The 25223-nt window shown below is 61.5% G+C and carries 30 protein-coding genes and 1 pseudogene; 20 read left to right on the forward strand and 11 right to left on the reverse strand.

Going from position 1 to position 25223, the window contains the following annotated elements:
• Positions 1-400 precede the first annotated feature (400 nt).
• On the reverse strand, positions 401-1429 hold the full coding sequence (locus NKK52_RS07585) for a LacI family DNA-binding transcriptional regulator (protein ID WP_023669472.1): 1029 nt from the start codon (positions 1427-1429) through the stop codon (positions 401-403).
• Positions 1430-1784: 355 nt separating this feature from the next.
• Here NKK52_RS07585 and NKK52_RS07590 point away from each other — a divergent pair, with 355 nt between their 5' ends.
• The 14 genes and pseudogenes from NKK52_RS07590 to NKK52_RS07655 all read left to right on the forward strand — a co-directional run bounded on the left by NKK52_RS07590 (position 1785) and on the right by NKK52_RS07655 (position 15817).
• Positions 1785-3398, forward strand: a complete 1614-nt coding sequence (locus tag NKK52_RS07590; protein ID WP_023682259.1) for an extracellular solute-binding protein — start codon at positions 1785-1787, stop codon at positions 3396-3398.
• Between the two features lie 81 nt (positions 3399-3479).
• A complete protein-coding gene (locus tag NKK52_RS07595; protein ID WP_023682258.1) occupies positions 3480-4340 on the forward strand; it encodes a carbohydrate ABC transporter permease in 861 nt (286 codons plus the stop codon).
• Positions 4337-5293, forward strand: coding sequence for a carbohydrate ABC transporter permease (locus NKK52_RS07600; RefSeq protein WP_023700493.1), 957 nt, complete (start codon positions 4337-4339; stop codon positions 5291-5293). The genes NKK52_RS07595 and NKK52_RS07600 overlap by 4 nt, the downstream gene beginning before the upstream one ends.
• Complete coding sequence (locus NKK52_RS07605; protein ID WP_023682257.1) at positions 5290-6381, forward strand: ABC transporter ATP-binding protein; 1092 nt, start codon at positions 5290-5292, stop codon at positions 6379-6381. Before NKK52_RS07600 ends, NKK52_RS07605 begins: the two co-directional genes overlap by 4 nt.
• 1 nt (position 6382) lies before the next feature.
• Positions 6383-7444 carry an ABC transporter ATP-binding protein gene (locus NKK52_RS07610; protein ID WP_023682256.1) on the forward strand — a complete coding sequence of 354 codons (1062 nt, stop codon included), beginning with the start codon at positions 6383-6385 and terminating at the stop codon, positions 7442-7444.
• A 35-nt stretch (positions 7445-7479) separates the two neighbouring features.
• Positions 7480-8577, forward strand: a complete 1098-nt coding sequence (locus tag NKK52_RS07615) for a Gfo/Idh/MocA family protein (RefSeq protein ID WP_352628605.1) — start codon at positions 7480-7482, stop codon at positions 8575-8577.
• A 26-nt stretch (positions 8578-8603) separates the two neighbouring features.
• Positions 8604-9518 carry a sugar phosphate isomerase/epimerase family protein gene (locus tag NKK52_RS07620; protein ID WP_352628608.1) on the forward strand — a complete coding sequence of 305 codons (915 nt, stop codon included), beginning with the start codon at positions 8604-8606 and terminating at the stop codon, positions 9516-9518.
• A 55-nt stretch (positions 9519-9573) separates the two neighbouring features.
• The gene (locus NKK52_RS07625) at positions 9574-10515 is read left to right on the forward strand and encodes a sugar ABC transporter substrate-binding protein (protein ID WP_023685254.1); all 942 of its coding nucleotides are present in this window, start codon (positions 9574-9576) and stop codon (positions 10513-10515) included.
• Positions 10516-10576: 61 nt separating this feature from the next.
• Positions 10577-11581 carry an ABC transporter permease gene (locus tag NKK52_RS07630; protein ID WP_050586906.1) on the forward strand — a complete coding sequence of 335 codons (1005 nt, stop codon included), beginning with the start codon at positions 10577-10579 and terminating at the stop codon, positions 11579-11581.
• On the forward strand, positions 11578-12375 hold the full coding sequence (locus NKK52_RS07635) for an ATP-binding cassette domain-containing protein (protein ID WP_023689425.1): 798 nt from the start codon (positions 11578-11580) through the stop codon (positions 12373-12375). The genes NKK52_RS07630 and NKK52_RS07635 overlap by 4 nt, the downstream gene beginning before the upstream one ends.
• On the forward strand, positions 12369-13544 hold the full coding sequence (locus NKK52_RS07640) for an aldose 1-epimerase family protein (RefSeq protein ID WP_023673170.1): 1176 nt from the start codon (positions 12369-12371) through the stop codon (positions 13542-13544). The genes NKK52_RS07635 and NKK52_RS07640 overlap by 7 nt, the downstream gene beginning before the upstream one ends.
• A gap of 118 nt (positions 13545-13662) precedes the next feature.
• The gene (locus NKK52_RS07645; RefSeq protein WP_023685252.1) at positions 13663-14757 is read left to right on the forward strand and encodes a fatty acid desaturase family protein; all 1095 of its coding nucleotides are present in this window, start codon (positions 13663-13665) and stop codon (positions 14755-14757) included.
• 27 nt (positions 14758-14784) lie between these two features.
• Positions 14785-15077, forward strand: a pseudogene (locus NKK52_RS07650) (Rieske 2Fe-2S domain-containing protein).
• Positions 15078-15649: 572 nt separating this feature from the next.
• The gene (locus NKK52_RS07655) at positions 15650-15817 is read left to right on the forward strand and encodes a hypothetical protein (RefSeq protein ID WP_155927361.1); all 168 of its coding nucleotides are present in this window, start codon (positions 15650-15652) and stop codon (positions 15815-15817) included.
• Between the two features lie 253 nt (positions 15818-16070).
• On the opposite strand, the gene NKK52_RS07660 is transcribed toward NKK52_RS07655, so the two are convergent.
• The 8 genes from NKK52_RS07660 to NKK52_RS07695 form a co-directional block, all read right to left on the reverse strand.
• Positions 16071-16244, reverse strand: coding sequence for a DUF3606 domain-containing protein (locus NKK52_RS07660; protein ID WP_023700486.1), 174 nt, complete (start codon positions 16242-16244; stop codon positions 16071-16073).
• A 316-nt stretch (positions 16245-16560) separates the two neighbouring features.
• The gene (locus tag NKK52_RS07665; protein WP_023673164.1) at positions 16561-16767 is read right to left on the reverse strand and encodes a hypothetical protein; all 207 of its coding nucleotides are present in this window, start codon (positions 16765-16767) and stop codon (positions 16561-16563) included.
• Between the two features lie 203 nt (positions 16768-16970).
• Positions 16971-17363: a hypothetical protein gene (locus NKK52_RS07670; protein WP_023673163.1), complete on the reverse strand. Its 393-nt coding sequence runs from the start codon at positions 17361-17363 to the stop codon at positions 16971-16973.
• A gap of 87 nt (positions 17364-17450) precedes the next feature.
• Positions 17451-17807 carry a hypothetical protein gene (locus tag NKK52_RS07675; protein WP_023685250.1) on the reverse strand — a complete coding sequence of 119 codons (357 nt, stop codon included), beginning with the start codon at positions 17805-17807 and terminating at the stop codon, positions 17451-17453.
• A 75-nt stretch (positions 17808-17882) separates the two neighbouring features.
• Entirely contained in the window at positions 17883-18515 is a 633-nt protein-coding gene (locus NKK52_RS07680; RefSeq protein WP_023673161.1) for a DUF4142 domain-containing protein, read from the reverse strand.
• A gap of 455 nt (positions 18516-18970) precedes the next feature.
• Positions 18971-19198 (reverse strand): KTSC domain-containing protein, encoded by a 228-nt coding sequence (locus NKK52_RS07685; RefSeq protein ID WP_023673160.1) that lies wholly within the window; start codon positions 19196-19198, stop codon positions 18971-18973.
• Between the two features lie 37 nt (positions 19199-19235).
• Entirely contained in the window at positions 19236-19430 is a 195-nt protein-coding gene (locus tag NKK52_RS07690; protein ID WP_023673158.1) for a hypothetical protein, read from the reverse strand.
• A gap of 193 nt (positions 19431-19623) precedes the next feature.
• Positions 19624-19809: a DUF3606 domain-containing protein gene (locus NKK52_RS07695; RefSeq protein WP_023700484.1), complete on the reverse strand. Its 186-nt coding sequence runs from the start codon at positions 19807-19809 to the stop codon at positions 19624-19626.
• 127 nt (positions 19810-19936) lie between these two features.
• Here NKK52_RS07695 and NKK52_RS07700 point away from each other — a divergent pair, with 127 nt between their 5' ends.
• The 5 genes from NKK52_RS07700 (at position 19937) to NKK52_RS07720 (ending at position 22379) form a co-directional block, all read left to right on the forward strand.
• On the forward strand, positions 19937-20815 hold the full coding sequence (locus NKK52_RS07700; protein ID WP_352630480.1) for an ATP-dependent DNA ligase: 879 nt from the start codon (positions 19937-19939) through the stop codon (positions 20813-20815).
• Positions 20816-20886: 71 nt separating this feature from the next.
• On the forward strand, positions 20887-21036 hold the full coding sequence (locus NKK52_RS07705) for a hypothetical protein (protein WP_023673151.1): 150 nt from the start codon (positions 20887-20889) through the stop codon (positions 21034-21036).
• A gap of 23 nt (positions 21037-21059) precedes the next feature.
• Positions 21060-21281, forward strand: a complete 222-nt coding sequence (locus NKK52_RS07710; protein ID WP_023686032.1) for a DUF768 domain-containing protein — start codon at positions 21060-21062, stop codon at positions 21279-21281.
• Positions 21278-21508: a DUF768 domain-containing protein gene (locus tag NKK52_RS07715; RefSeq protein ID WP_023686033.1), complete on the forward strand. Its 231-nt coding sequence runs from the start codon at positions 21278-21280 to the stop codon at positions 21506-21508. Before NKK52_RS07710 ends, NKK52_RS07715 begins: the two co-directional genes overlap by 4 nt.
• Positions 21509-21716: 208 nt before the next feature.
• Positions 21717-22379: an outer membrane protein gene (locus NKK52_RS07720; protein ID WP_023686034.1), complete on the forward strand. Its 663-nt coding sequence runs from the start codon at positions 21717-21719 to the stop codon at positions 22377-22379.
• A 576-nt stretch (positions 22380-22955) separates the two neighbouring features.
• On the opposite strand, the gene NKK52_RS07725 is transcribed toward NKK52_RS07720, so the two are convergent.
• A complete protein-coding gene (locus NKK52_RS07725; protein WP_023673145.1) occupies positions 22956-23147 on the reverse strand; it encodes a hypothetical protein in 192 nt (63 codons plus the stop codon).
• A gap of 219 nt (positions 23148-23366) precedes the next feature.
• Entirely contained in the window at positions 23367-23828 is a 462-nt protein-coding gene (locus NKK52_RS07730) for a Ros/MucR family transcriptional regulator (RefSeq protein WP_023673144.1), read from the reverse strand.
• 269 nt (positions 23829-24097) lie between these two features.
• Between NKK52_RS07730 and NKK52_RS07735 the strand changes: the two genes are divergently transcribed.
• Positions 24098-24847, forward strand: a complete 750-nt coding sequence (locus tag NKK52_RS07735) for a Crp/Fnr family transcriptional regulator (RefSeq protein ID WP_023686036.1) — start codon at positions 24098-24100, stop codon at positions 24845-24847.
• The last annotated feature ends 376 nt before the right edge of the window (positions 24848-25223 follow it).

The following is a 25223-nucleotide window of genomic DNA, read 5'->3' on the forward strand; positions in this document are numbered from 1 at the left end:
TCGTGTCCGACCCAAAAAGTCAGCGTGCGTGTATAACACACGAGGTTGCCTGCGACATATCTGCTCGTGCGCCAGGGGCCGGGGCGATGCCTCAGGTGATCGTCGCGGACGGACGGGCGTATGCCATTCGTCGGCTTCGTGCCGACATCCAGAACCCTCTTCGCCCCAATCGTTCGCGACTTCGGTGCTATGAGTGGACTTGGTCTTTTAGGCTGACCGAGTTGCAACGGGCGACGGCCTTCTCATGCACCATCAACCACGACCCGATCTCGGCCCTCCGACTTCGCACGGAATAGTGCCAGATCGGCGGCTTTGACGAGATCATTCGGGCTCTCGTTCGTATTTGGGACCGGTGGCGACGCCAACGCTGTGCTTTGCGATAAGATCACGGATCCATTGATCAGATTTCAGGTATATTCTCTTTGAAAATCACCTGAAGTCGTGGTTGATGCGGTTCATAGTTCAAGTGCCTGACAGAGTGGCTTAAAATATTGAGCGCTTCCCGCGCCTCGACGCGCGGATTTTGATCTATGACCGCATCGAGCGTCCCATCCAACAAAAGTTCCTTGGTGCCGTCTGTCACCTCGTGGCCGAGAAAGAGAATGTCTTTGGCGCGTCCACGCTCCTTGAGCGCCCGAGCGATGCCGGTGTTGCCGGCGCCGACATTGTAGATCGCGGCAAGATCGGGGTGCCGGTCCAGAAGCGCTGATGCTTCCGAATAAGCCTTCTCTCGGTCATCCAGCATTTCGCGCATCTCGACGATCTTGAGATTGGGCGACTCCTCGGTCAAGATGTGCCGGAATCCCATCTCGCGTTCCTCATGGCCGCGATAGGACAGCGAGCCGGCGAACAGCGCCACCTTGCTTGGGCGTTCCGATCCCATGAAGCGGTTGAGCAGATAGCCGGCCAGCCGCCCCGCGGCGCGGTTGTCGATGCCGATATAGGCCACTCTCGGAACATGCAGGATGTCGGAGGCGATGGTCACCACCTTGACGTCATTGGCCGACAGCGAGCGGATCGCCTCGCGCACCGTTGGATGATCGAGCGCGATCACGCCGACGCCTTGTGTCTGTCCACGCAATTCTTGCAGCAGGCGGGCGAGCCGGTCGGGGTTGAAGCCCTCTATGGTGGCGATGTGGACGTCGAGATCGGGGCGCGCTAGGGCCTGCGCCTCGATGTGTCGATGCAGCATCTTGATGAAGGAATTGGTGCCGGCCGGCAGAGCGAAGTCGAGACGGATGACCTCTCCAGGTGAGGGCCTGGGCGGCGCTCCGTTCGGGCCCTCCGCGATGTAGCCGAGGCGCTGCGCCATTTCGAGCACTATCTCACGCGTGCGCGCCCGCACACCGGGCCTGTTGTTCAGCACGCGGTCGACGGTGGCGGCGGAAACGCCGGCTTCCCGGGCTATGTCAGTCAAGGTGGAACGCACCGTCTTCATCTCCTCAATGCATAAGATCGCACAATGCCGCTAGCCCGTCCGACGGCCACAGCTGCCAGCCATCAGCGATTCTGATGGGAAATGATGTATCCAGCCTAAGCCGATGCGCAAGGAAGTTGGGCTAAATCGCGTCGCCCGGCGTGATAGTCGCGTGCCAGAAAGGCAGATTTCCCATCAAATCGAGGCATTGAGCCGGTGTGTCGACCTTTGCATGACGTATTTTCTCCGCAGTTGCGGTGTTACGATGTATTTTGAGTATTTATGATGTTGACAGCCTTCCGGTGCTGCCGTCAATATCCCTCAATGGGCTCGTGGAGGAAACATCGGGCCTGAGGGAGGAATTCCAATGTCTGATTTGATCCGCATATCGCGACGCGGCTTGTTGGCGTCCGGAGGAAAGGCGGCGGCGTTCGTGGCTGCGGCCGGTATCGCACCGCAATTCATCCGTCCCGGCCGTGCCGTTGCGGCCGACGCGCTGGCGCCAGGCATGGTAGGCGGCCCCACCGGTTTCGAGGGCGCCGAGCGCTATCAATATGGCGCCGACACGCCGGAAGGCCGTGCCGTTGAGGCGGCCAAGGCCTTGAAGGGAGCAGGCAAGGCGCCGGCCAAGATCGTGCTTGGCCTGTCGGATGGCTCGATTGGTCAACTCACACAGCCTTTCCCGGCGGGTGCGCCGTCGATCAAGGAGCTGTGGGAAAAGGAAACCGGCATCCAGATCGAGATCGTCGGCCTGCCGAACGGCCAGGAATTCACGAAGACGATGCAGGACATCTCCACCAAGGGTGGGGCCTATGACATCTACTCGACGGAATGGAACCGCCTCGGCGACCTTGCCGAGACCGGCGGCATCGCCAAGCTCGACGACTTCGTCGCCCAGTACAAGCCCGAATGGGACGATCCCAAGACCGGCTATGTCGACGGCGCCAAGGGCGTGTCGCTGCTCAACAAATATCGCGGGTCCAACTATGGCGTGTCGCTGGACGGCGACTTCCAGACCTGGGTCTACCGCACCGACCTGTTCGGCGACGCCGCCGAGCAGAAGGCGTTCAAGGACAAATTCGGCTACGATCTGGCGCCGCCGAAGACCTGGAAGCAGCACAGTGACATCGCGGGCTTCTTCCAGCGGCCCGACAAGGGCCTGTTCGGCTCCACCGACCTGCGCAACCAGGGTTGGGGCTACACCAACTGGTATCAGCGCTATGTCTCGATGGCATCGCCCAACCAGTTCCTGTTCGGCGACGACGGCAAGCCGCTGATCAATTCCGAGCACGGCATTGCCGCCACCAACGAATATGTCGGCTCGCTCGTTCATCACTCGCCGGACGCGATCTCCTGGGGCTGGCCGGAGCAGTATGGAAATTTCGCCAAGGGCGGCGCGGCGATGACCTGCGCCTTCTCGAACCTGCCGAAATTCCTCGACAATGCCGGCAACAAGGATTCTGCCGTCACCGGCAAGATCGGCTCGATGCTGCCGCCCGGCCGCGAAGTCGACGGCAAGCTGATCAGCCGTTCCGTGCTGTGGTTCTCGCTGACCGGCATGGTCTCGTCGCAGTCGAAAAACCAGGAGGTCGCCTACCTTTTGCTGCAGTGGCTGGGCTCCGCCCGCATCTATGCCTGGATGAGCGCCAATCCGGGCGGCTATCTCGATCCGTTCCGGCTCTCGGATTTCTCCGATCCGCTGGTGCGCCAGACCTACCACGCCTACCACATCGACGTGGTGCGCGAGACCGTCGCCCGCACGGTGCCGACGATCAACTATCCCGGCGCCACCGCCTTCCACAACGCATTGGACGAAAATCTGATGGCGTCGCTGACCAAGGCCAAGACAGCGGAACAGGCGATGGCCGACACGGAAGCGGAGTGGAAGAAGATCGCCCGCCGCATCGGCGAGGACAAATTGCTCGAAGCCATCAGGACGAACAAGGAGGCCTGGCCGACGGTTCTCGACCCGATCAGCTGATCCGTCTCCCTGGATCAGCGCTGGAGGGGAGGAGCATCTGTTCCTCCCCGCCGCAGTCAACGCCACCAGCAAAGCAGCCAGATGAAGCGTTCCGTCCCCTTCGAGATATTCCGCTACGCCGCGATCTTCGCGGCGATGGCGGTGACGCTGGTACCGATCCTGTGGATGGTGTCGATGGCCTTCAAGCCGATCACCGAATGGTCGGCGACCGGCGCCGACCTGACATGGTGGCCGAAGAACCCGACGCTCGGCAATTTCCAGTTCGTCTTCGGCGAGTCCAACAACAATCTGATCGTGGCGCTCGACCGCACCGCGCTGAAGCCGATCCTGTCGTCGCTGCTGTCTTCGGTGTTCGGCACGGCGATCGCAATGTCGGCGGGCACGGCTGCGGCCTACGGGCTGTCGCGTTTCGGCTCCGGCCAGAACCTGCCGCTGGCGCTGATCCAGCTCAGGCTGTTTCCGCCAATGGCGGTGATGATCCCGGTCATGATCATGTGGGCCTTCCTGAACTTCACCGACAGCTGGTTTGGCCTGGCCCTGATCTACGGCATCGTCACCCTGCCGTTCGCTTTCTGGCTCATGAAGACCTTCTTCGACGACATGCCGCGCGAGATCGAGGAAGCGGCGCTTGTCGAAGGTTGTTCGCGGCTGCGCGTCTTCACGCGCATCACGCTGCCGATGATGCGCGCACCGCTGGCCAGCGCCGCCCTCTTCGTCTTCATCCTCAACTGGTCGGACTATCTGATCGCGCTGCTGCTGACGACGCGTGAATGGGTGACGATCCCGGTCTACATGGCCTCGCTGTCCTCCTCGATGACCGGGCAGCTCTATGGCGCCAAGGCCGCGCTCGGTCTTATCGCCGCGGTGCCGCCGGTCATCATGGGCATCGCCATCCAGCGCCATCTGGTGCGCGGACTGACGTTCGGCGCGCTCAAGCAATGAGCGCGGTGACCGTGACTGTCTCAAAGGACGCAAAGGCCGCGCTTGGCAAGCCCGCGCTGCGGGACGAGGGAGCGCGGCTGGGATTCCGGCTGACGCTGCCGGCGCAGGTTTTGGTGCTCTTCATCTCCGTCTTCCCGCTGCTGATGCAGCTCTACATCAGCGTCACCGACTGGTCGCCGCTCTCCGGCCTCGGCTGGTGGAACGCATGGGAGATGTGGAACAGCTTCGCCAACTACACCGACCTTGCCGCCGATGCGCGCTTCTGGAGCGCGCTGAGGCGCACGGCCATCGTCATGGTCGTGTGCGTGCCCGTCGAATTCCTGCTTGGCCTGGCATTGGCGACGCTGTTCGCGGACGATTTTCCGGGCAAGCGGGTCTTCTATTCGATCCTGCTGATGCCGATGATGGTGGTTCCGGCGGTGGCCGGCTACATGTTCTTCATGCTGTTCCAGTCGGGCGGGCCGCTGAACGACATCCTGTCGGCACTCAGCGGTTCCCGCGTCACCATCGCCTGGCTGTCTGACCCCACACTGGCGCTGATCGCGGTGATCATCGCCGATATCTGGCAGTGGACGCCGCTGATGTTCCTGATCCTGCTTGCCGGCCTGGTCGGCGTGCCGCAGGACCAGATCAAGGCGGCGACCCTGCTCGGCGCCAACCCGTGGCAGCGCTTCGTCACCATCGTGCTGCCGAAGATGAAGACGATCGTCATCATCGCGCTGGCGATCCGCGTCATCGAGAACTTCAAGATCTTCGACACGCTCTACATCATGACCGGCGGCGGCCCCGGCGTCGCCACGGAGACGATCTCCGTCTACATCTACAAGGTCACGACGCAGGACCTGATCTGGGGCTATGTGGCGGCGATCGCGCTGGCCATCCTGGTCGTGCTTTCGATCGTTGCCGTATTCGCCATGAAGCGCATGGCGCGCGCAAGGCTGGTGCCGGCATGAGCGCGATCCAGCTGCGCAACCTGGTCAAGACCTTTGGCGAGTTCACGGCGCTGAAGACCATGGACCTCGACATCGCCGATGGCGAGTTCATGGCGCTGCTCGGGCCTTCGGGCTGCGGCAAGTCGACGACGATGAACATGATCGCCGGCATGGAAGAGCCGACCAGCGGCAAGATCCTGTTTGGCGAGCGCGACATGGCCGGCGTGCCCATGGGCCGCCGCGGCGTCGGCTTCGTTTTCCAGAACTACGCCATCTTCACCCACATGACGGTGCGCCAGAACCTTGCCTACGGGCCGCGGATGCGCGGTGCGGCGACAGCCGAGATCGACCGCCGCGTCGGCGCCGTCGCCGAGCTGCTGCAGTTGACGCCGCTGCTCGACCGCAAGGCCGACCGGCTCTCGGTCAACATCCTGCAGCGGGTGGCAATCGGACGCTCGGCGATCATGGAGCCGGCGATCTTCCTGCTCGACGAGCCGCTGTCCAATGTCGACGCCGCCTTCCGGGCGGTAATGCGGACCGAGCTCAAGCAGCTGCAGCGCCAGTTCAGGCAGACGATGGTCTACGTCACCCATGACCAGCTCGAGGCCATGACCATGGCCGACCGCATTGCCGTCATGGATCACGGCGTGCTGCAGCAGGTGGGAACGCCCCTGGAAGTCTACAACAATCCAGCCAATGTCTTCGTCGCCCGCTTCATCGGCGCTCCGGGCATGAACCTGCTGAAGGGAAGGCCGGCGGAGAGCGACCGGGGCCTGGTGGTCGATCTCGGGCCACTGGGGGTCACGCCGACGCTGCCGGATGCGCTGGCCGCCACCTTGCGCGGATCGCGCTCTGAGGTGCTTTACGGCTTCCGGCCCGAACAGGTGTCGCTGGTGCAGAGCGGGCAGGGCCTCGCCATGCCGGTGAGCTTCGTCGAGCGGATCGGCGCGAGGACCATCGTCCATCTCGGCGATGGCGAGACCGCCGTGAAGGCGGTGTTCGACAATAATGTCGGACTGTCGATCGGCGAGCTTGCCGTCGTCGCCCCCGTGGCATCGTCCGTGCGTGTCTTCGATGCCCGCAGCGGCATTGCGATGAAGGCAGGTTGACATGGCCGATATCGTCTTTCGCAATGTCAGCAAGCGTTACGGCACGACGCTCGCCGTCGACGACGCCTCGTTCACCGTCAATGACAACGAATTCTTCTGCTTCTTCGGGCCGCCGCTGTCGGGCAAATCGACAATCCTGCGCCTGGTGCTCGGGCTGGAGACGCCTGACGCCGGAGAGATCCTGATCGGCGGCAAACCGGTCAACACCGTCTCGCCGGCCGAGCGCAATGTCGCCATGGTGTTCCAGAACCTGGCGCTGTTCCCCCATATGAGCGCGCGCGACAATGTGCGTTTCCCGCTGGTCGAGCGCAAGGTCGCCGAGGCCCAGATCGAAACGCGTGTCGCCGATGTGGCCGCCAAGCTCCACATCGGCCATATTCTGCACAAGCCGCCGGCGCAGCTTTCCGGTGGCGAGCGGCAACGCGTGGCGATAGCCCGCGCCCTGGTGCGCGACCCGAACGCCTATCTGATGGACGACCCGATCTCTGCGCTCGATGCGCGGCTGCGCGAGGAAACGCGCGTCGAGCTCAAGCGCATCCAGCGCGAACTCGGCAAGACGCTGATCTACGTCACCCATGACCAGGAAGAGGCGATGTCGATCGCCGACCGCATCGCGATTCTGGAGAATGGCAGGATCCGACAGATCGGCGCCCCGTCCGAGATCTACGACCGCCCGGCGAACACCTATGTGGCGCGACTGCTTGGTTCGCCGATGATGAACATCCTCAAATCCGTTCGCGGCGAAGATGGCCTCGAGGCCGCCGAAGGCACGGTCAGCATCGACGATCGCGCTGCTCCGGCCGACGCGATCGAAATCGGGCTCAGGCCGGAGGACATCAAGGTCGGGCCCTGGGTCGAAGGGGGCGCTGGCCGCCCGGCGCGCGTATTCGAGGTCGAGCCCCTTGGCGGCTACACGGTGGTAACGCTCGCCGCCGGAGAGGCGCGGCTGAAGGCGCTGCTGCGCGGCCAGCCCGACATCAGGCCGGATGCGGTGGTAGCGATATCCTGCGAGCCGGCCCGGGTGCATTATTTCGGGCAGGACGGAGGCGCGTTGGCGAGATGATCGCGGCTGCGAAAACAGAATTGCGGGAGGAAGACATGGCGAGCGAAGGCTTCGAGCCGGATGTAAGGGTTCGCGCCAGCGAATACCGGATCGGCTGCATCGGCGCCGGCATGATCATGGCCGAATGCCATCTTGCCGCCTATGCGCAGGCCGGTTTCCCAGTCGTCTCCATCGCTTCGCGCACCAAGGCCAGCGCCGAGAAGGTAGCTGCACGCTGGAGCATTCCGACCATCCACGACACACCGGAACAGCTGATCGAGGATTCCGAGGTCGAGATCGTCGACCTTGCCTTTCCACCCGACCAGCAGCCGGCGCTGATCCGCCATGCGCTGAAGCAGCCTCACATCAAGGCGATCCTGGCGCAGAAGCCACTGGCGCTGTCGGTCGATGAAGCCGTGAAGCTGCGCGACGAGGCAGCCAAGTCCGGCAAGATCCTCTCGGTCAACCAGAACATGCGCTACGACCAGTCGATGCGCGTCCTGAAGCAGATCATCGACAGCGGCGCGCTGGGCGACATCGTCTTTGCGCAGATCGACATGCATGCGATCCCGCACTGGCAGACCTTCCTTCAGGACTACGACCGGCTGACGCTGGCCAATATGAGCGTGCACCATCTCGACGTGCTGCGCTTCCTGTTCGGCGATCCCTCGGAAATCACCACCCTGACACGCAAGGACCCGCGCACGACATTCGAGCATAGCGACGGCATCACCGTCTCGACGCTGCGCTTTCCCTCCGGCGTGCTCGCCGTGTCGCTGGAGGATGTCTGGTCCGGACCGCGCCAGGAGGGCTATCTGGACGACCAGCACATCAACTGGCGCGTCGACGGCACCAACGGTGTCGCCAAAGGCACGATCGGCTGGCCGAAAGGCGTGGCCTCGACGCTGACCTATGCCTCGACCGAGACGACCGGCGGCGAATGGGTCAGCCCGAGCTGGGACACGATGTGGTTCCCGCATGCCTTCATCGGCGTGATGGAGCAATTGCAGCATGCGGTGAAGACAGGCGCGCCGCCGGCATTATCGGTGGCCGACAACGTCAAGACGATGGCGCTGGTCGAAGCCGGCTATCGCTCGATCGACGAGGGCCGCACCGTCAAGCTTTCCGAAATCTCGATAAAATCAGCCAACTGAATCGCTTACAGGGAGGAGTTCACATCATGATGCAGGCAGGTATTTTCACGGGCTATTTCCCGTACGGGCTCGAAGAGACGGCAAAGAAGATCCGCGGGCTCGGTTTCAACACGGTGCAGCTCGACCTGCATTTCAGGGATATCGATCTGTCGGCCGGGCAGATCACTGAGGAAAAGGCCAAGCAGGTGCGCGACGTCTTCCGCGACAACAACCTGCCGATCTGCTGCGTGTCGGGCTACACCAACATTATCCACCCCGATAAAGTCGAGCGCGACAAGCGCGTCGGCTATCTCAAGGAAATCATCCGCAATGCGCGCGCCTTCGGCTCGCCCTACGTGATCTCGGAGACCGGCACCTACAACACCGAATCCGACTGGGTGCATCACCCCAAGAACAAGACCGAGGAAGGATTCGAGGAATGCCGCAAGGTGATCTCGGATCTTGCCCAGACGGCTTACGACCATGGGGCGGTGTTCCTGCTCGAAACCTATGTCAACAATGTCGTCGGTTCGGTCGAGGAGACGGTGAAGATGTTCGCCCAGGTCGACCATCCGGGCCTCGGCCTGCTGATGGATCCGACCAACTATTTCGAAACCCACAACATCGACCGGATGGACCAGATCCTGAACCAGGTGTTCGATACGCTGACCGACAAGATCAAGATCGCGCATGCCAAGGACGTCAAGCGTTCGGGCAGCGACAAGTCGGAAAAGCATGCCGACATCGGCGACGAGGATGCGATGGAGAGCCACACGTTCCGCGGCGTCGGCGAGATCGAGCTGCCGGCGCCCGGGCTGGGCTCGCTGAATTACGATCTCTATCTCCAGCGGCTGGCGGAAAAGCACCCAAACATCCCGGTCATCATCGAGCATCTCTCGGAAGACGACGTGCCGCGCGCGAAGAAATTCCTCGACGGGAAGTTCCGCGCCAACGGGCTGTGAGCGCCGGTTGCGCCGCCGGCGCATGGCGGCGCAACTCCAACCAAGGGAGGAATGAATGTTGAAATTCGCATTGAAAGTGGCTGCCGCGGCAACGCTGGTAGCCGGGGTCTCCTTGAGCCTGCCGGCATTCGCGCAGGACGGCCAGAAGACCTTCTATCTGCTGTCGCATGGTGGCCCTTCGGACGCGTTCTGGATCGACTGGAATGCCGGCGCGACCAAGGCCTGCGACCAGCTCAAGGTGACCTGCAAGATCTCGTTCAGCGGCGGCGACATGGCGGCGCAGAAGGAGGCTTTCAACTCGGCGCTCGCCGCCAAGCCGGACGGCATCGCTACCACCTCGGCTCAGCCCGGCCTGTGGACGGAGGAGGTGAAGGCCGCCAAGGCCGCCGGCATACCGATCGTGTTCTTCAACACCGATGATCCGGCGACCGGGCGGCAGGCCGATGTCGGGGCCGACCTCAGGGAAGCGGGCGTCATCTGGGCCAAGTATCTCGTCGACCACAAGATGGTGAAGCAGGGCGACAAGGTGTTCCTGCCGGTCGAAGTGCCGGGCGCCAGCTACCAGCAGCTCGAGACCGAGGGCATCGCCAGCGTCTTCGATCCGCTCGGCATCAAGTACGACGTGGTCGATTGCGGCACCGACCCGGCCGGCATCATCGCCAAGATGACCGACTACATGGTCGCCAACAATCCGCCGGCAATCATTGCACTGGGCGATTCCGTGGCAGCAAGCATCAAACGCGTCTTCGACGGGGCCGGTGTGTCGGCCGGCAAGGTCCCGGTCGTCGGCTGGGGCAACTCAAAGGAGACGGCCGAGGCGGTCAAGTCCGGCTTCGTCAATGCTGCGGCCTGGCAGTACCCGTCGGCGCAGGGCTTCATGCCGGTGGCGCTGCTCGGGCTTGCGGCCTCTGGCGAGCCGGTCGGCTACGACATTCACACATTCAGCCTCTACGACGCCTCGAGCGTCGAGCCGATCCTGAAACTCTACAACAAGTGACGACAATCGGCGCCCGCCCCGAAATGGCGGGCGCCGGACGAAACGCATGGTCCTGACAGATATGGCAATCACAGCAGACGACGACACGCAGCGAGCGAAGGGCAGGTCTGCGCTGCTGCGTTCGCCGCAATTCTCCTCGCTCATCATCCTCATCGTGCTGCTCGTGGTTTTCGCCATCGCCGACGGCAACTTCCTGTCGCCGCTCAACATATCCAACATGATGGCGTTCCTGCCCGAGCTCGGCATCATCGCTCTCGGCATGACGCTGCTGCTGACGGCGGGCGAGTTCGATCTGTCGGTCGGCGCCGTGTTCGGCCTTGCGCCCGTCGTGGTGATGCTGCTGGTGCAGAATGGCGGTATCGACATCGGCGTCGCCCTCCTGGCCGGGCTTGTGCTGTGCATCGCGATCGGCGCCATCAACGGGCTGATCGTCACCAAGATCGGCATTTCCTCGTTCCTGGTCACGCTGTCGATGCTGCTCGTCGTGCGCGGCGCGGCGCTCTACATCACGCAGGGATTCCCCCTGAAGTCGTGGGACCAGCCCGGCTTCTTCGTCACGCTGCTTGCCGGCAGCTTCAATGTAGGCTCGTTCCGGTTCTACACCTCGCTCTGGTGGTTCATCGGCCTGTCGCTGCTGGCGATTTACATCCTGCGCTACGCCAAGCTCGGCAACTGGATCAGCGCCATCGGCAGCAACCGCAACGCAGCGGTGGCGCGCGGCGTGCCGGCCGACGCGGTCAAGATCTGGCTGTTCATCCTGACCTCGGTGGTGGCCGGGCTGGCCGGCATGATCAGCGCGTTCCGGATTTCGGCCGCCTCGCCGGTGGCCGGCACCGGCTACGAACTCGAAGTGATCGCCATGGTGGTGGTCGGCGGCACGGCGCTCACCGGCGGGCGCGGCACCATCCTCGGCACCATCGTCGGCGCGCTGATGCTGCGCGCCATCCGCAACGGCATCGTGCTGATCGGCGTGCCGGGCTTGGCATACAACATCTTCGTCGGCGTCATCATCCTCGCCATGCTCATCCTGCACGCTTTGCTGCAGAAGAACGCCGCAAGGAGCTGACGATGGAAGTGCTGCGTCTGCAAGACCTGCAAAAGTCCTTCGGCAACGTGCGTGCGCTGAAGAACGCCTCGTTCACCCTCAACGAAGGCGAGGTGGTTGCCCTGCTCGGCGACAATGGCGCCGGCAAGTCAACGCTGATCAAAGCGATCTCCGGCGTCTTCCCGGCCGACCACGGCGACATCTTCGTGCGCGGCGAGAAGGCATCGATCCGCTCGACGCGCGACGCGATGGACCTCGGCATCGAGACCATCCATCAGGACACATCGCTCGCGCCGGACCTCAGCATCGCGCGCAATCTTTTCCTGGGCCGGGAGCCGGTCAATTTCGGCTGGCTCGGCGTGTTCGCGCCGCTCGATCTCGCCAAGCTTCGCAACGCCGCCTCGGCGCTGCTGAAGCGGGTCGGCATTTCGAAAAAGCTCGATGCCGATGCACTGGTGAGCACGCTCTCGGGCGGTGAGCGGCAATCGATCGCGATCTCGCGCGCCATGCAGTTCGCCGCCAAGGTGATCATACTCGACGAGCCGACCAACAATCTTGGCGTCGAGGAAACCCACGGCGTGCTGCGCTTCGTCAAGGAGGTGCGCGACGCCGGCCACTCGGTGCTGCTCATCACCCACAACATCCACCACGTGTTCCAGGTCGCCGACCGCATCATCGTCATGCGCCGCGGCGAAATCGTCGCGGAACAGACGGTCGCCGACACCGACCTGTTGACGGTGGAAAGCATCATCACCGGCGCCGACATGTCGGCCTTGCTCAAGGAGGCGGGCAAAGTGAAGGACGTCGCATGGTAGAGCTTTACGGCAAGACGCTGTCGCGAAGGCAGGTGGCCGAGCGGTCCGGCATGCTGTCGCAGTTTGCCGGTGTGCGGCTTATGACGCTCGGCGACGGCGTGGAGCGCGGCATCCGGATGCTCGAGTTCCGCACCGGCTCCGGCCTGCGCTTCACGGCGCTGGTCGACCGGGCGCTTGATATCGCCGATTGCGACTTCCGGGGCCAGGCGATCGGCTGGCATTCGCCGAGCGGCTTTCGCCACCCCGGACTGCACGAGCATGAAGGGGAGGACGGTTTCGCCTTTGGCCGGTCGTTCTCGGGGCTGCTCGTCACCTGCGGCCTCGATCATATACTGGGCCGGCAAGACGTGCCGGCCGAAAGCTACAATTATCCCGGGCGCAAGCGGGTATTGCACTCGCTGCATGGCCGCATCGGCACCGTGCCGGCGCGGCTGACCGGCTACGGCGAGGCCTGGGACGGCGACCGCTGCGTGCTGTGGGCGGAAGGCATCGTCCAGCAGGCAACCGTGTTCGGCGAGGATCTCCATTTGCTGCGCCGCATCGAGGCCGATGTCGGCGGCAGCGAGATCCGCCTGTCGGACCGCGTAGTCAATCACGGTTTCAGCCGCACGCCGCATATGTATTTCTATCACGTCAATGTCAGCCATCCCTTGCTCGACGAGGGTTCGCGCTACCTGGCGCCGATCCGGGATGTCGTCTGGGCGGCGCACGCCGGCGAACGCTACGAGGCGCAGAAAGTCGGCTACCGAACCGTGCCGGCGCCGCAGCTGGGGTTCAGCGAGCAGGTCTGGGAGCACGAGCTTGGCTCCGATGCGGCGGGCGAGGTGCCGGTGGCCGTCGTCAATGACCACCTGGGCCTCGGCTTCGAGGTCGTTACCCGCAAGGATCAGCTGCCCTGCACCTATCAGTGGCAGAACTTCCAGGCCGGCCTATATGCGTTGGGAATCGAACCTTCGACGCATCATGTTCTGGGCAATCTCGCCGCGCGCGAACGGGGCGAGATGATCTGGCTGGACCATGGCGAAAGCCGCTCCTATGACGCCGTGTTCCGGGTGCTCGACGGTGCCGGCCAGATCGCCCAAGCGGAAGCGAGGATAGGGTCGATCGCCCGGCAGCCGCAACAGGATTACCCTGCGCCGTCGGGCGCTTTTGCGAGACTGCAGGCGTGACCGGCTTGAAACGCACGATCGGTTGCCGCGGCGGGCGGGAAGTGCGCCGGAATACGGAAGCAGGCGCGGCCCGGCCGGCCCCAGGCGGCCCTTGCGGAGCGCAGGCGGGAAAGCGGAGATGACGATGACGGCAAGCAGGAAGCGCGACTACAGCCTGGTCGGTGAAAGCACCAAGCGCGCCATTGAGACCGGATTGGCTTCGGCCGAATGGTATCACACCGATGTCCCGCGCAAGGCGATCAAGGAGTTGATGCAACGCTCCGACGGGCCGGCGATCCGCGACACGATCATCTGGGTCGCCGCGATCCTGGTGTCGGCCGCCGGCATCGTATGGTTCTGGGCCACGTGGTGGGTGGTGCCGTTCCTGTTCGTCTATGGCGTGCTTTACGGCTCGTCCAGCGACTCGCGCTGGCACGAATGCGGCCACGGTACCGCGTTCCGGACGCGCTGGATGAACGATGTCGTCTACCAGATCTCAAGCTTCATGCTGATGCGCAACCCCGTGCAATGGCGCTGGAGCCATGCCCGCCATCACACCGATACCATCATCGTCGGCCGCGATGCCGAAATCGCCGTCATGCGCCCCCCAGATCTGCTGCGGGCGGCGCTCGCCTTCACCGGTATTCTCGATTTCCGCTATTCGCTGCCGGCGCTGGTGCGCCAAGCGTTCGGCAAGCTGTCCGATGAAGAGAAGAGCTATATCCCCGAGATGGAGCAGCACAAGGCGGTGATCGCTGCGCGCTGGCATGTCGCCATCTATGCGGCGACAGTCGGGCTGGCGCTGTTCACGTGGTCGCTGCTGCCGCTGGTGCTGATCGGCCTGCCGCGCCTCTATGGCAGCTGGCACATGGTGCTGACAGGGTTGCTGCAGCATATCGGCCTGGCCGACAACGTGGTCGACCATCGGCTGAACACCCGCACCGTCTACATGAACCCGGTCAGCCGCTTCATCTACTGGAACATGAATTATCACGTCGAACACCACATGTTCCCGATGGTGCCCTATCATGCGCTGCCGAGGCTGCACGAGCTGATCAAGCACGACCTGCCGGTAGCGAACCCGTCGATGTGGCATGCCTATCGCGAGGTCTGGCCGGTGCTGCTGAAGCAGCTGCGGTACGAGGATTTTTATCTCAAGCGCGAATTGCCGCCGACAGCCAGACCCTATCGCGGCGAATTTCACCAGGTGGATATGTCGGCGGCGGCTGAATAGCCATAGCGGATGGTGCGGGAGCCGGAGATGGCCGACTGGATTGAAGCGTGCGCGGTCGATGACATCGAGGAAGAGGATGTCATCTGCTTCGATCCTCGCGGTTTGCCGCTCGCCCGATGACGAGCTCTTCGCCACCGACGGATATTGGACCCATGAGAAGGCGCATCTAGCCGAAGGGCTGGTGATCGACGACGTCATCGAATGCCTTGAAGCACATTGGCCGCTCTGCGACCGGCCAGGTCAAGGGCGCGCCGGTCTGCGTCAAGCTCGCGATCTATCCGATGAGAATCGAGGCCGGCAAGGTGATGATCCAGATCTGACGCGTGGTAACCGGTCCAGCACCGCGTTTAGCAAACTCAGAGTGACGTTTTCCTGAGCCGAAAGAGACAGACCGTCGCCGACGGGCGCGCCATGGAGGGTAAGCGCCAGCTGACCATGCTGCGCGTGCTGGTCATGGACGTGGCCGAGGGCCGCCGACCGGGCTGAGGTCGATCGTCTCGATGCCGCCGGAGTTGTGCTGAACCCTAGATCGCGATGCGGCCCCCAGCCTGTTCACCGTGCCGGGCTAGAATTTCTTCGAGATCGGCACCGCCGACTGTTTTCTAGGTTGGGCTTTCCGGCTCCACAAGACGGGCACCGACGCCGTCATTGCAGCGCCGGCTATGCCACGGTCACCGTGCCCAGACATATGTGCTTGGCCCTTTGACCCTGATCGACGAGGTCCTGATTCACTGCTGCTTCTGCTGATCAGCTTTGAGGTGCTGATTGTGCGGTTTGATCTGGCAGCGTTGATACTGGGCGCTACCGCGATCGAAGCGGAAGGACAGCGCCTACCGCAGCGGCAAAACGACCGCCTGAACAAGATCAGTGTGAGGGAAGGAGATGGAATTTATTGGTGCGCAGCGAGCGCGGCAAAGCTGCGCAGGTGATCGTGGCTGGAAAGCGTCGCTACAAAGGCTGTGCGTTGTCAGTTTGGAAGCCGACACGCGTCCGGCAGACGACGGTGATCTCGCTGGCTGACTGCGGCGCGGGATTATTATTGAACGACGGCAGGAAGTAGGCTCGGTGCCACGCCGTGCGTCCAGGACTCGGGTTGGAGTGGATTATGGTTCGGGGTGACCATAGCCGATCTGCGCAGCCTCGAACCTCCAGCGCTTGCCGCATGTTGGGCAGGGGTACAATTTTCACTTTCACGCTCGACCTGCTCCGCGTGTGCGTCAGGATGATGCTACACTCAAATTCTCACCACGGCTCAAGGTTCTCCTCGGCAGCGAGGCTTCATGCCGTAAGCGAGCCGCCCCGGGAAACTGATTTCAATTCCTTCGCAGCCGCAACGAGGCGCGGTCATTCCCGGCGGCTTTGATGAGCTCCATCACCTGCTCAGGCGTGATGCCGTTCTGCTGGGCAAAATGGAAGAGTTCGTTGCGTTCGTTGGACGAGACCCGGTTCCTGTCGCGAAAATCACGCTCGGTTTTGTTGTCCGTCATCATCTTCTCCTTTCAACCTCAATTCGCCGGCCCGAACCGCCCGCTGGAGCAAAACCCGAGACCGCCCAACGCGGAGGCTGATCGAGCCTCGCTAGGGCTGCTGCGAGTAGACGAAAGCTCCAACTGGCGAAAGCTGGGGGAGCTTGTCCAACGCCGGGGTGGGCTCGGTGCACGCCGTGGCATCGCTTCGGCGACTTTAACCACCCGCCCAGAACACGGATGGGAGCAGCCTCGGAAAGATCCGCCCACCAGGCAATGAAGCTACGCGAACACCGAGTTCCTCGTCCTGTAGCATCAGCAGACGCTCGTGGATGTCTTACCCGGCATTCTCGCCGGAATGATCGAAGTGGATGGCGAGGCCAAAGGCGAGCGCTCGCTCGGCGATCATATTGACAAGATGGCTTTCGCCGATCGACAGCGCCGGAACGGCCTCTTTCAACGCCTCGAGAGCGTGCCGTATCGACAAAAGACCCCGCCGCTTGCGGCTGCTCACATATTGATCGATCAGGGATTCCAGTGGCATCTGCCTGCCTCCGCTTCGGACAGGATCTCGTAGCGTGGCTGCGGAGCAACAGCATTCACATTGGTTAAGAGATGGCGGCGAACGCCATCATGCATGCCGCCAAAAACAGACGGCGGTGGGGCTGGCTGATTTACCCCGGGTTGGAGCGCTACCCTCGGGTAAGCATGGCACGACCGTCGCGCCGGGTTCGGACATTTTCGGTGCTACTGCTCCGGTACCGCGGAGGTTTGTGGATGGTTGCGTGCCGCCTCGGCGATTTCCGGAATGAATTTCGTCGCGGTGCAGCTTCGGTTTACATTGGCGCGGGCGGTAAATACCTCTTGCCCGCAGACTTGCGAAGCGAGCGCGATCGGCACGTGCACCGCCAGTGGCAACTCGGTCTCAGCCACTCCCAGATGTCTTGCAACCTGTTGCTTCACCTCCGGCCGGCCGAGCGAGACGTCAACGCCGACATCATCCTTGGCGGTCGGCGACGATCCTTGCGCCGGCAGTCGACCCTGCTTGGCTGTTTGCGACGAGTCGCCGGATTGCTGCGCGGGCTGACTTGTCTGCGCAGATGCCTCGACGCCCAAAGTCAGCGAGGCCGCCAGTCCCAAAAAAGCCCGGAGCCCCAAAGACGCAACCCGAAGTCCGAATGTGCTCATTGTCATGTTCCTCACCGTGCGGGGTTCAACCTGGCGCGCTCAGAGTTCGGTGTTGCTTCGGCCTCTTTCGAAGACAGGGATGTCTTCCTCCTCCTCATCATTGTCGCCGGTTGGTATGTCCTCGGCGTAGCTGCGGGTCAGTTCCTCGGTTTCGCTTAAGCCGTCGATCGTCTCATTGGCGCCTGCCCCTTCATCATGACGACCGGTAATTTCGCTGCGGGGCCTTGCGCCGATCGGCTGGTCGACATCGTCGGCTCCCCCGAAACCTGGCTCCGCGCCGTGCCTGTCTTCGTGGCCCACGGGGCTGTCCAACACGGCGGCATCCTCCGGGCGAATGGGTTCATCATTGGCGAAGTCACTTCGTCTCGAATGCGAGGTCTCGTTTTGCTTTGGCATGTCAGGTCTCCTGTTCGTTTGGCAAATTCGACGACGCTGGTGCTTGCACGCCGGACTACCTGAGCGACGCACCCTTTAGAGCCTGCATCGACGACCGCTTGAAGGTTGCAGCGTCCCTGGGGGCGGAGGCAGTGCCAGAGGGTTGGCACAGACTCCACAGCGCCGCGAAGAACCAACGTCGTGGCCAGATCCACTCAGCCCTGAGAACCGCTCTTGCTCAGTTGCTGGGCATGTTTGAAATGCTGCCGGATGAGCCGGCGCGGTCTTTTTCGCATGGGCCGCCAGATGTTTTTCCTGACCGTTTTCCGCATAGGAGGTCATCAGCGTCAGGGCTTCCTGGTGCGCTGCAACCTGGGCGTCGACGTAGGCGTTATCGAACGCCCCGCTGCTGTCGTTGCTCAATGCTTCCAATTGGGCAGCATGCTTGCTTGTCATCTCCGGTGCCACTGCGACGTCGTCCTTCTTTGCCGCCGCAATGAGCCGCTTGGAAGAATTCGTGTGGTCCTTGATCATCATGCGAGCGAATTCCTTCACTCGTGATGTCTTCGATTTCCGCAGCGCCAACTCACTCGACTGGATCTCGAACATGTCTGAACTCGCAGCTGCTTTGACAAATTCCTGCGGGGACGTCGTCGCGGTCTGAGCCATTGCCCCCGGGCTGATGAGACCGATGGCGATCGCAGCCAAAAGCACTTTGACGAAATGCATGTTGTGCTCCCAACACGGCCGAGCTGCCGTTGTTCCCCTTTTTGTGACAATAAATACCGGGCGGCAGGCGTAGACCCCGAATGGCTCCTGCTCAGCGCTTTGATCATAGATCCGGCCGTATTGCAGGACCGGTGACTGCGCGGAGCTCAGCGCGGTTCTCCGACAAGGCACTATGATCGCAGAGCAGCCGACCGACTTCGTAAGCCCAGTGGATGCGCAGGAGTGCGCTGTTTGCCGACCCGTCGCCGTGGGTCACGCGTCGTGGCAGACCTGTCCGACAGGTCCATGAAAACTTCTGCAAAACTGCGATGATGATGGGCAAATAGGCCCAGCACCTAGCTTAGTATAATACGCGCCCGCTGGCCCGGCCGGCTTTTCGTTTGCCCTCGGAACCTGGTCAATTCGCACAGTTGCTCCCCTGCGATGGCGCGGGCCGCCTCGAATCTGAAATTCTGTCAATCGCCCGATGCGGCTGCTGCCCTCCCTGCCGCGAGCCGGAATGCATAACGATTGCGGATGTGGCTGTTAAAATAGACGCCCTTGGCAAAGGCAGCTTTGAACGCGGCAACGGCCTCAGCAGGCACGTCCAAAAACTCGTAATGCTTCCCGCTCGCTACAAACCAAACCGAGAGAACCCTGGTGTTCGGGTCATAGTCGAACTTGCGTATCGAAGTCGACGGCATGGTATGCCATCCAAACTCAGCCGGGTTGGATCGCCAGCTACAGGCTGAAACAGTATTCGAAGACGTGCCCGCGCTTCTCGTCGGCAACCCTGATCCAAATGGGTTCGCTGGTGCGCAGGGTGACGTCGCGCTCCGTCGCTTCCCGCGCCGCCCTGATCGGCGTTGTCGCGTGCACGATGTGGGTAGCCGTCACGGTATCGCCATCCATTTCCTCAACGTGGTATTTCGGCACTTGTGTTCCTAAGCGTCTAGTTCGAGAGGCTGATCGTGATCCGGATCGGCATGATAAGCGACCTGGCGAAAATCGCGCATATCGATCTGTTGCCCGCAAACAGGGCAAGGGAGGAAATGCGCGAGTTCGCTCGCGGGCGGGCCTTCATGTCGGTGCCCAATTATTGGTCTGCCGAGATCCGATAGCCTGGTCATTATTTCCGCAGAGCCTTCGCTTCTCGCTCCAGCGTTTCGCGTTGGTTGCCGTGCTTCGCGATCAATTCCTTGACCTGCTGCGGGGTGATCCCGGCCTTGGCTGCGAAATACTCGACTTCATAATCCTCATCGGCCGAGACCCGGTCCCGATCGCGAAAGTCCCGCTTGCTCTTGTCGTCGGCCATATCGATTCCTCCTTCGCTCATCCCGCAACGCCGAGTTGACGTGTTTGTTGCACCCAAGAGGCTGATTTCCGGTTTCGGAACTATTTTTAGCTCAATCTTATTGAATCGCCGGAGGGCGGATCAGTGCATGCGTTTGAAGTTCATCGAGCCGTTGATGCCGACCCTTGTGGAGAACCCTCCCGAGGGTGAAGGCTGGACCCACGAGGTCAAGTTCGACGGCTACCGATCGCAGATGATCATCGATGAAGACGGCACACGCATTTATACGCGCAACGGCCACGACTGGACTGCGAAATATCGCGACCTGGTGGGGGAGGCAAAGAGTCTTGGTGCCGAAAGCGCGATTGTCGACGGTGAGATCATCGTCTTGAACGAAGCTGGCCTTTCGGACTTCGGCGATCTGCGCAAAGCGATCACCCGCCGACAGCAAGACCTCTATTTCGTCGCCTTCGATCTATTGCACCTCAATGGGCACGATCTGCGCGACATGGCGCTTGAGGAGCGGCGCGAGATCCTGGCCAGCATGATCAAGCCCGGGCGGCGTATTCAGTTCAGCGAGCCTCTGCCCGGCGAAGCCAAGGCGATCCTCCACTTGCTCGACCAAGCCGGACTTGAAGGCATGGTGTCGAAGCGGAAGGACAGCAAATACCGCAGCGGTCCGTCAGCCAACTGGCTGAAGGCCAAGTGCTATGCGATCGACGAGTTCGATCTGCTCGGCGTCGAGCGTGAAGCGGGCAAGCCGGCTTTCGCTCTCATGGCCGAGCGGGGCACAGGGCGCTATGTCGGCAGCGCGTTCGTCACCTTGAACCGGGAAATGCGCGAGAGGCTATGGAAACGCGTCCAAGACCACCCAGGCACGGCGTCCAAGGGCGTCATGAAGCGGCCTGCGACGCAATGGGTCAAGCCGGGGCTGATCGGCCGCGTAAAGCACCTGCGCGGCGAGGATGACCTGCGCCACGCCTCACTGCAGGACTTCCGAGAGAATGACACAGATGGCCGTGGCTAGGAAAGATCAGGAGCGCGCCACCTACGCCTGGATGTACGCCCAAGCGAGCAAGGATGGCAAGGAGACGTGCGGTGCCAGCCTACTGGGGAGAGCATGCCGACGCGTGGCTGCAGGGCTTTGACGGTGAGCCGGTGGCCGCCTTCGGCAAGACCAAGACTGTCAACGACGAAATGGAAGCCGAGGTCGACGAAGCTGCCGTCGAGCGCCCTGCTGGAACCTAAGCGCTGGATCGAGCTTAGGCTTCATGAGCACACGCGGCGTCAACTTTCTCGATCGCTGGATCGGCAACAATTTCCCCGAAACGGCTAAAACCGACGCCGTTTCGGTAAGTGAGTACATACACAAATTGTATGCCGACGCTAAAGCCTTGACGATCGAGTGCGAAGAGATCGACGAAGAGGTTGATAGCCTATATCGGACGCTGGTCGATGCCGTCGTGCACTTTGCCCCAGGTGTTTCCGAATGAGCAAGCCGGCCGTCCTATTTTTGAACCAATGGATAAAAAAACACGATCTATCCGACGCCGGTGCGCCGAAAGAGCGAGCGGAGATCGAGCAGCTCGCAAAGCGCCTAATCGCCGACGCGGAGGCTGAGGGGATTGCGGAAAGCGAGCTGACCGAGCCGTTCGACGACAAGGAGGTCGACAGCCTTTATCGTACCCTCCTCGATGTTAATTCTGGGATACCGGAATGAGTGTTCCCGGCCTGAAGGTTCCGGACAGTTTGGGTGGCCGAGCAGTTGCCCACTGTGGCGAGGGGCGATCCGATCGCACCAGCGAGTTGGCATAAGGTTCTCATGTAAGTGCGGGCGGCCGATTTGAATTCGGCCAACTGTGGCAGAAAAACAACTGCATCAATCGGCGCGCTCTGCTACCAAAAAGGTTAGTTACAGGAGATCACCTATGAAGAAGCTGCTTCTTGGTCTGTCGTTGTCTCTGCTGGCTTCGTCGGCGTATGCTGCCGATGCCATCGTTGCAGAAGCCGCGCCGGTCTTTAGCTGGACGGGTGGGTATGTCGGCCTACAGGCAGGCTATGCTTGGGGGAATGGCAACATAGACGAAATCGGTGGGCCGGGCTTTGTCGACACAGATCCCGACGGGTTCCTTGGTGGCGTCTACGCCGGTTACAACTATCAGATGTCCAATAACATTGTGATTGGCGCGGAGCTGGACGTCGTATATGCGAATGTTGATGGCAGCGGCCAAGTCTTCAGCGCTCCTGGTATCCCGATCCCGGGCGGCATCGCCACCGAAGAACTCAACTGGAGTGCGGCGGCAAGACTGCGCCTAGGATATGCCGTTGATCGCTTTCTTCCTTATATTGCGGGTGGCGTTGCGTTTGGCGATGTCGACATAAGTAATAATGGAGGCGGACCTTCGTTCGGAGATACATTCACAGGATGGACGATAGGCGTGGGCTTGGATTATGCCATGACCGACAATCTGCTGCTGCGAGGCGAGTATCGCTATACCGACTTCGGTACAGAATCCTTTGGTGGTCTGGTCAATGCCGAGGTTGATCTGAAGACCAACGAGGTTCGCTTCGGCATCGCCTACAAGTTCTAATCCCCTGATGTCATAATAGCCTGTCGCTCACCGCGACGGGCCTTTTTGTGCAAGAACCGTTTGCGGCGATCCCCTCAACGGAGTTCGCTACCATGGTCAAGACGAAAACCCCTCACAACACGTTTCGCAGGAACAGCTCGCCCGCTTCAAGATCGAGGCGGAACGGCTGCACAAGGCAATCGTCGGCCCGATTGTCGCCGATCTGCGACAATCACCAGGCCGTGCAGGATCCGCATGAAGTGCTGCTCAAGAACGTGAACAATCACCGACAGGGATGCGCTATCCGATGGCCTCTTACAGGTCCGGCGTCGCTGCCTAGTGCTGGATAGGTGGAGTCCCGAGACCGGGGAAGGGCAGCACGTTGCCGCCCGTCCCCCGCCGGCGGCGCAGTTCAACCTCTCGATAGACGAGGATGCCCATCACCATTTCCGCGCTGGCGATTTCCGATCTCGATGGCAACGACTTGAGCTATTGGTGCAGTTGTCGCGTTTCCATGGTCGCAATGTGGCCGGCGATGGCTTCGATGCTATCGCCCAAATTCGCCAGTAACCCTGCGGACCTCTGCATAGGCTTGCTCTACAGCCGCGAAAACGTGTTGAGATGCAGACGCGACCTTTGGCCTTCTGCAAAGGCCACGGCATAGGATTCGAGCTTGAATGATCGGGTGAGTTCCTGGTCTTCCTCGATCACGCGGACAAACCACTCGCCACAGGGTTTGCCAACTTCGACACAAGGGCGTGCTTTGCGAATTGGAATTATGTCAGCCATGGCGTTGCCTCCCAGCAATCAGGCCAAGCGGAGATTAACGTCGTAAGCGGCCTACAACAAGAAAAGATTGGGCAGCAATACGAAGCTGAGGTGTGGGCCACAAATGGCCGGCGCCATGGGTTGGGGAACCTGGGTGGGCACCGGCCAAGAGCGGACAGGTCCGCCGCGATGCATACATCGCCGATTGGTGCCGCGGTGGTAATGGTGTGATCGCGGAAGCTACGCTTTAGCCTTAGCCGTCGGCCTTGCCTTGCCCGTTGCAGTTGCCGTGGGCTGCGGTGCCTTCCTACCCAGACCGATCGACTTCGCCATGGCAGACCGTGAGGCCGCATAGTTGGGAGCGACCATCGGATAAGTGGATGGCAAGTTCCACTTCGTTCGATACGCGTCAGGAGTGAGACCGAAATCCACGCGCAGATGTCGCCGAAGGGTTTTGAACCGCTTACCATCTTCAAGACAGATGATGTAATCGGGAAATACTGACCTTTTTGGATTTACCGCAGGCACTGGTTCTTCGGTCGCGGCAGCCACGCGATGGCCAATCCCAGACAGCGACCCGTGCACTGAGGCTATCAGGTCCGCCAAGCCCGCGACCGGCACGGGATTGTTGCTGACGTACGCGGATACCACATCCGCCGTGAGTTCTACCAGTTCAGCGGCGTGGTCGGGGGCGTCGGTCATGGTGTGAGTCCTCGAATTTGAGAACGATCTATTATAGCTGCTGCCGCAGCTGCGCAACTCGAGGCCCGATGATGGGCCGCTTCCCTCGTAAGCACCAATCCTGTTGAGCCTGTGTTTGCCGATGGGGAAAGGACCATCGGAAGCAGTGCCAGACTTATCACAGGTTAAGTCGGTCCGGTGTTTATGATATAAGGTCGGGCATCATTCGCGTTCTGCTGGCCGCGGGTGACTGAGAGACCATAGCGCTCCCGCCCAAACGGAGAGCCGACATGCTTTATCAAAGCCCCTTAACCGCCAAGTTCCATCGTGCCTTCACCCTCACGTCAGGTGAGCGTCAAGCTCTCGACGCGGTAAGAATAAGGATCGTTGCGATTGGCGCAAACCAGAACTTGGTCCGGGAAGGCGACCAGCCGTCCCGGTGCATAATGGTCCTGGCTGGCTTAGCCAGCACCTCGAAGGTAACAGGAGACGGGAAGCGTCAGGTCACTGCTTATCATGTGCCTGGCGACATGCCCGATCTGTTGAGCCTGCACCTCGATCTGTTGGATAGCGACGTTCGAACGGTGAGCGCTTGCAGTGTTGGCTTCATAGATCACTCGGCTATCCGGCTGCTCTGCGAACGCCACCCCAGGCTGGCGGCAAATCTTTGGCGAACGACACTGGTTGATGCATCGATTTTTCGCGAATGGGTGGTCAATGTCGGGAAGCGCCAAGCGCTTGGCCGAGTGGCCCACCTTCTCTGTGAAATCATGCTACGTATGGAAGATGCCGGACTTGCGTCCGATCAAACCTGCGCTTTTGGTGTGACTCAAGCTGACCTTGGCGAGGCGACAGGGCTGTCGGCAGTCCACATCAACCGCACGCTCAAGTCTCTTCGGGAGAAGCACCTTACATCACTTGTGAATGGCCAATTGACCATCCATGATTGGGAAGGACTGGCCTTTCTTGCTGAGTTCCGGCACGATTACCTGCACTCAGCAAGGAACAATAAAACGGCCGAGTTCATGTCAATGCACTGATTGCTCCAGGGAAAAATCGCCAGAAATGCGGATTGGCTCCAAGGGTAGCCGGACCACTTGTTGGCCTTCGCTGGCCATCAGCGGTGCGATCGCCCCCCAACATGGTCAATGCTTTGATGGCGCGTCGAAGCGTTAGCGCAAGGGGTTCACTTGCGCGCAGAGTGCATTCGGATGCTTACCGGCCCACATGGGCGTTGACTGTCCGTATGGCCGTCTGCGTAGCACCATCCATCCCCTCAACGTGATACTTCGGCACTACAGGGTTTCCACCTCTCTTCATGGCTTTCGATTGGCCGCGCGATCGACCAATTTGTGGGCTCAGCCGCATCAATTCGAGCCCCGCTATTGGCTAGCGACTGTGGAAGAGGTTCCTGGG

Source organism: Mesorhizobium sp. C277A (genome assembly GCF_040324395.1).
Taxonomy (GTDB): domain Bacteria; phylum Pseudomonadota; class Alphaproteobacteria; order Rhizobiales; family Rhizobiaceae; genus Mesorhizobium.

Bases quoted from the DNA above. Each gene is read 5' to 3' on its own strand.
- NKK52_RS07600 (WP_023700493.1), top strand. From the start codon at position 4,337: ATGAGCGCGGTGACCGTGACTGTCTCAAAGGACGCAAAGGCCGCGCTT.
- NKK52_RS07660 (WP_023700486.1), bottom strand. From the start codon at position 16,244: ATGACGGACAACAAAACCGAGCGTGATTTTCGCGACAGGAACCGGGTC.
- NKK52_RS07735 (WP_023686036.1), top strand. From the start codon at position 24,098: ATGCTTTATCAAAGCCCCTTAACCGCCAAGTTCCATCGTGCCTTCACC.
- NKK52_RS07615 (WP_352628605.1), top strand. From the start codon at position 7,480: ATGGCGAGCGAAGGCTTCGAGCCGGATGTAAGGGTTCGCGCCAGCGAA.
- NKK52_RS07680 (WP_023673161.1), bottom strand. From the start codon at position 18,515: ATGCATTTCGTCAAAGTGCTTTTGGCTGCGATCGCCATCGGTCTCATC.
- NKK52_RS07665 (WP_023673164.1), bottom strand. From the start codon at position 16,767: ATGCCACTGGAATCCCTGATCGATCAATATGTGAGCAGCCGCAAGCGG.
- NKK52_RS07695 (WP_023700484.1), bottom strand. From the start codon at position 19,809: ATGGCCGACGACAAGAGCAAGCGGGACTTTCGCGATCGGGACCGGGTC.
- NKK52_RS07595 (WP_023682258.1), top strand. From the start codon at position 3,480: ATGAAGCGTTCCGTCCCCTTCGAGATATTCCGCTACGCCGCGATCTTC.
- NKK52_RS07630 (WP_050586906.1), top strand. From the start codon at position 10,577: ATGGCAATCACAGCAGACGACGACACGCAGCGAGCGAAGGGCAGGTCT.
- NKK52_RS07645 (WP_023685252.1), top strand. From the start codon at position 13,663: ATGACGATGACGGCAAGCAGGAAGCGCGACTACAGCCTGGTCGGTGAA.
- NKK52_RS07730 (WP_023673144.1), bottom strand. From the start codon at position 23,828: ATGACCGACGCCCCCGACCACGCCGCTGAACTGGTAGAACTCACGGCG.
- NKK52_RS07700 (WP_352630480.1), top strand. From the start codon at position 19,937: ATGCGTTTGAAGTTCATCGAGCCGTTGATGCCGACCCTTGTGGAGAAC.
- NKK52_RS07675 (WP_023685250.1), bottom strand. From the start codon at position 17,807: ATGCCAAAGCAAAACGAGACCTCGCATTCGAGACGAAGTGACTTCGCC.
- NKK52_RS07625 (WP_023685254.1), top strand. From the start codon at position 9,574: ATGTTGAAATTCGCATTGAAAGTGGCTGCCGCGGCAACGCTGGTAGCC.
- NKK52_RS07725 (WP_023673145.1), bottom strand. From the start codon at position 23,147: ATGGCTGACATAATTCCAATTCGCAAAGCACGCCCTTGTGTCGAAGTT.
- NKK52_RS07605 (WP_023682257.1), top strand. From the start codon at position 5,290: ATGAGCGCGATCCAGCTGCGCAACCTGGTCAAGACCTTTGGCGAGTTC.
- NKK52_RS07710 (WP_023686032.1), top strand. From the start codon at position 21,060: ATGAGCACACGCGGCGTCAACTTTCTCGATCGCTGGATCGGCAACAAT.
- NKK52_RS07685 (WP_023673160.1), bottom strand. From the start codon at position 19,198: ATGCCGTCGACTTCGATACGCAAGTTCGACTATGACCCGAACACCAGG.
- NKK52_RS07715 (WP_023686033.1), top strand. From the start codon at position 21,278: ATGAGCAAGCCGGCCGTCCTATTTTTGAACCAATGGATAAAAAAACAC.
- NKK52_RS07620 (WP_352628608.1), top strand. From the start codon at position 8,604: ATGATGCAGGCAGGTATTTTCACGGGCTATTTCCCGTACGGGCTCGAA.
- NKK52_RS07640 (WP_023673170.1), top strand. From the start codon at position 12,369: ATGGTAGAGCTTTACGGCAAGACGCTGTCGCGAAGGCAGGTGGCCGAG.
- NKK52_RS07590 (WP_023682259.1), top strand. From the start codon at position 1,785: ATGTCTGATTTGATCCGCATATCGCGACGCGGCTTGTTGGCGTCCGGA.
- NKK52_RS07610 (WP_023682256.1), top strand. From the start codon at position 6,383: ATGGCCGATATCGTCTTTCGCAATGTCAGCAAGCGTTACGGCACGACG.
- NKK52_RS07720 (WP_023686034.1), top strand. From the start codon at position 21,717: ATGAAGAAGCTGCTTCTTGGTCTGTCGTTGTCTCTGCTGGCTTCGTCG.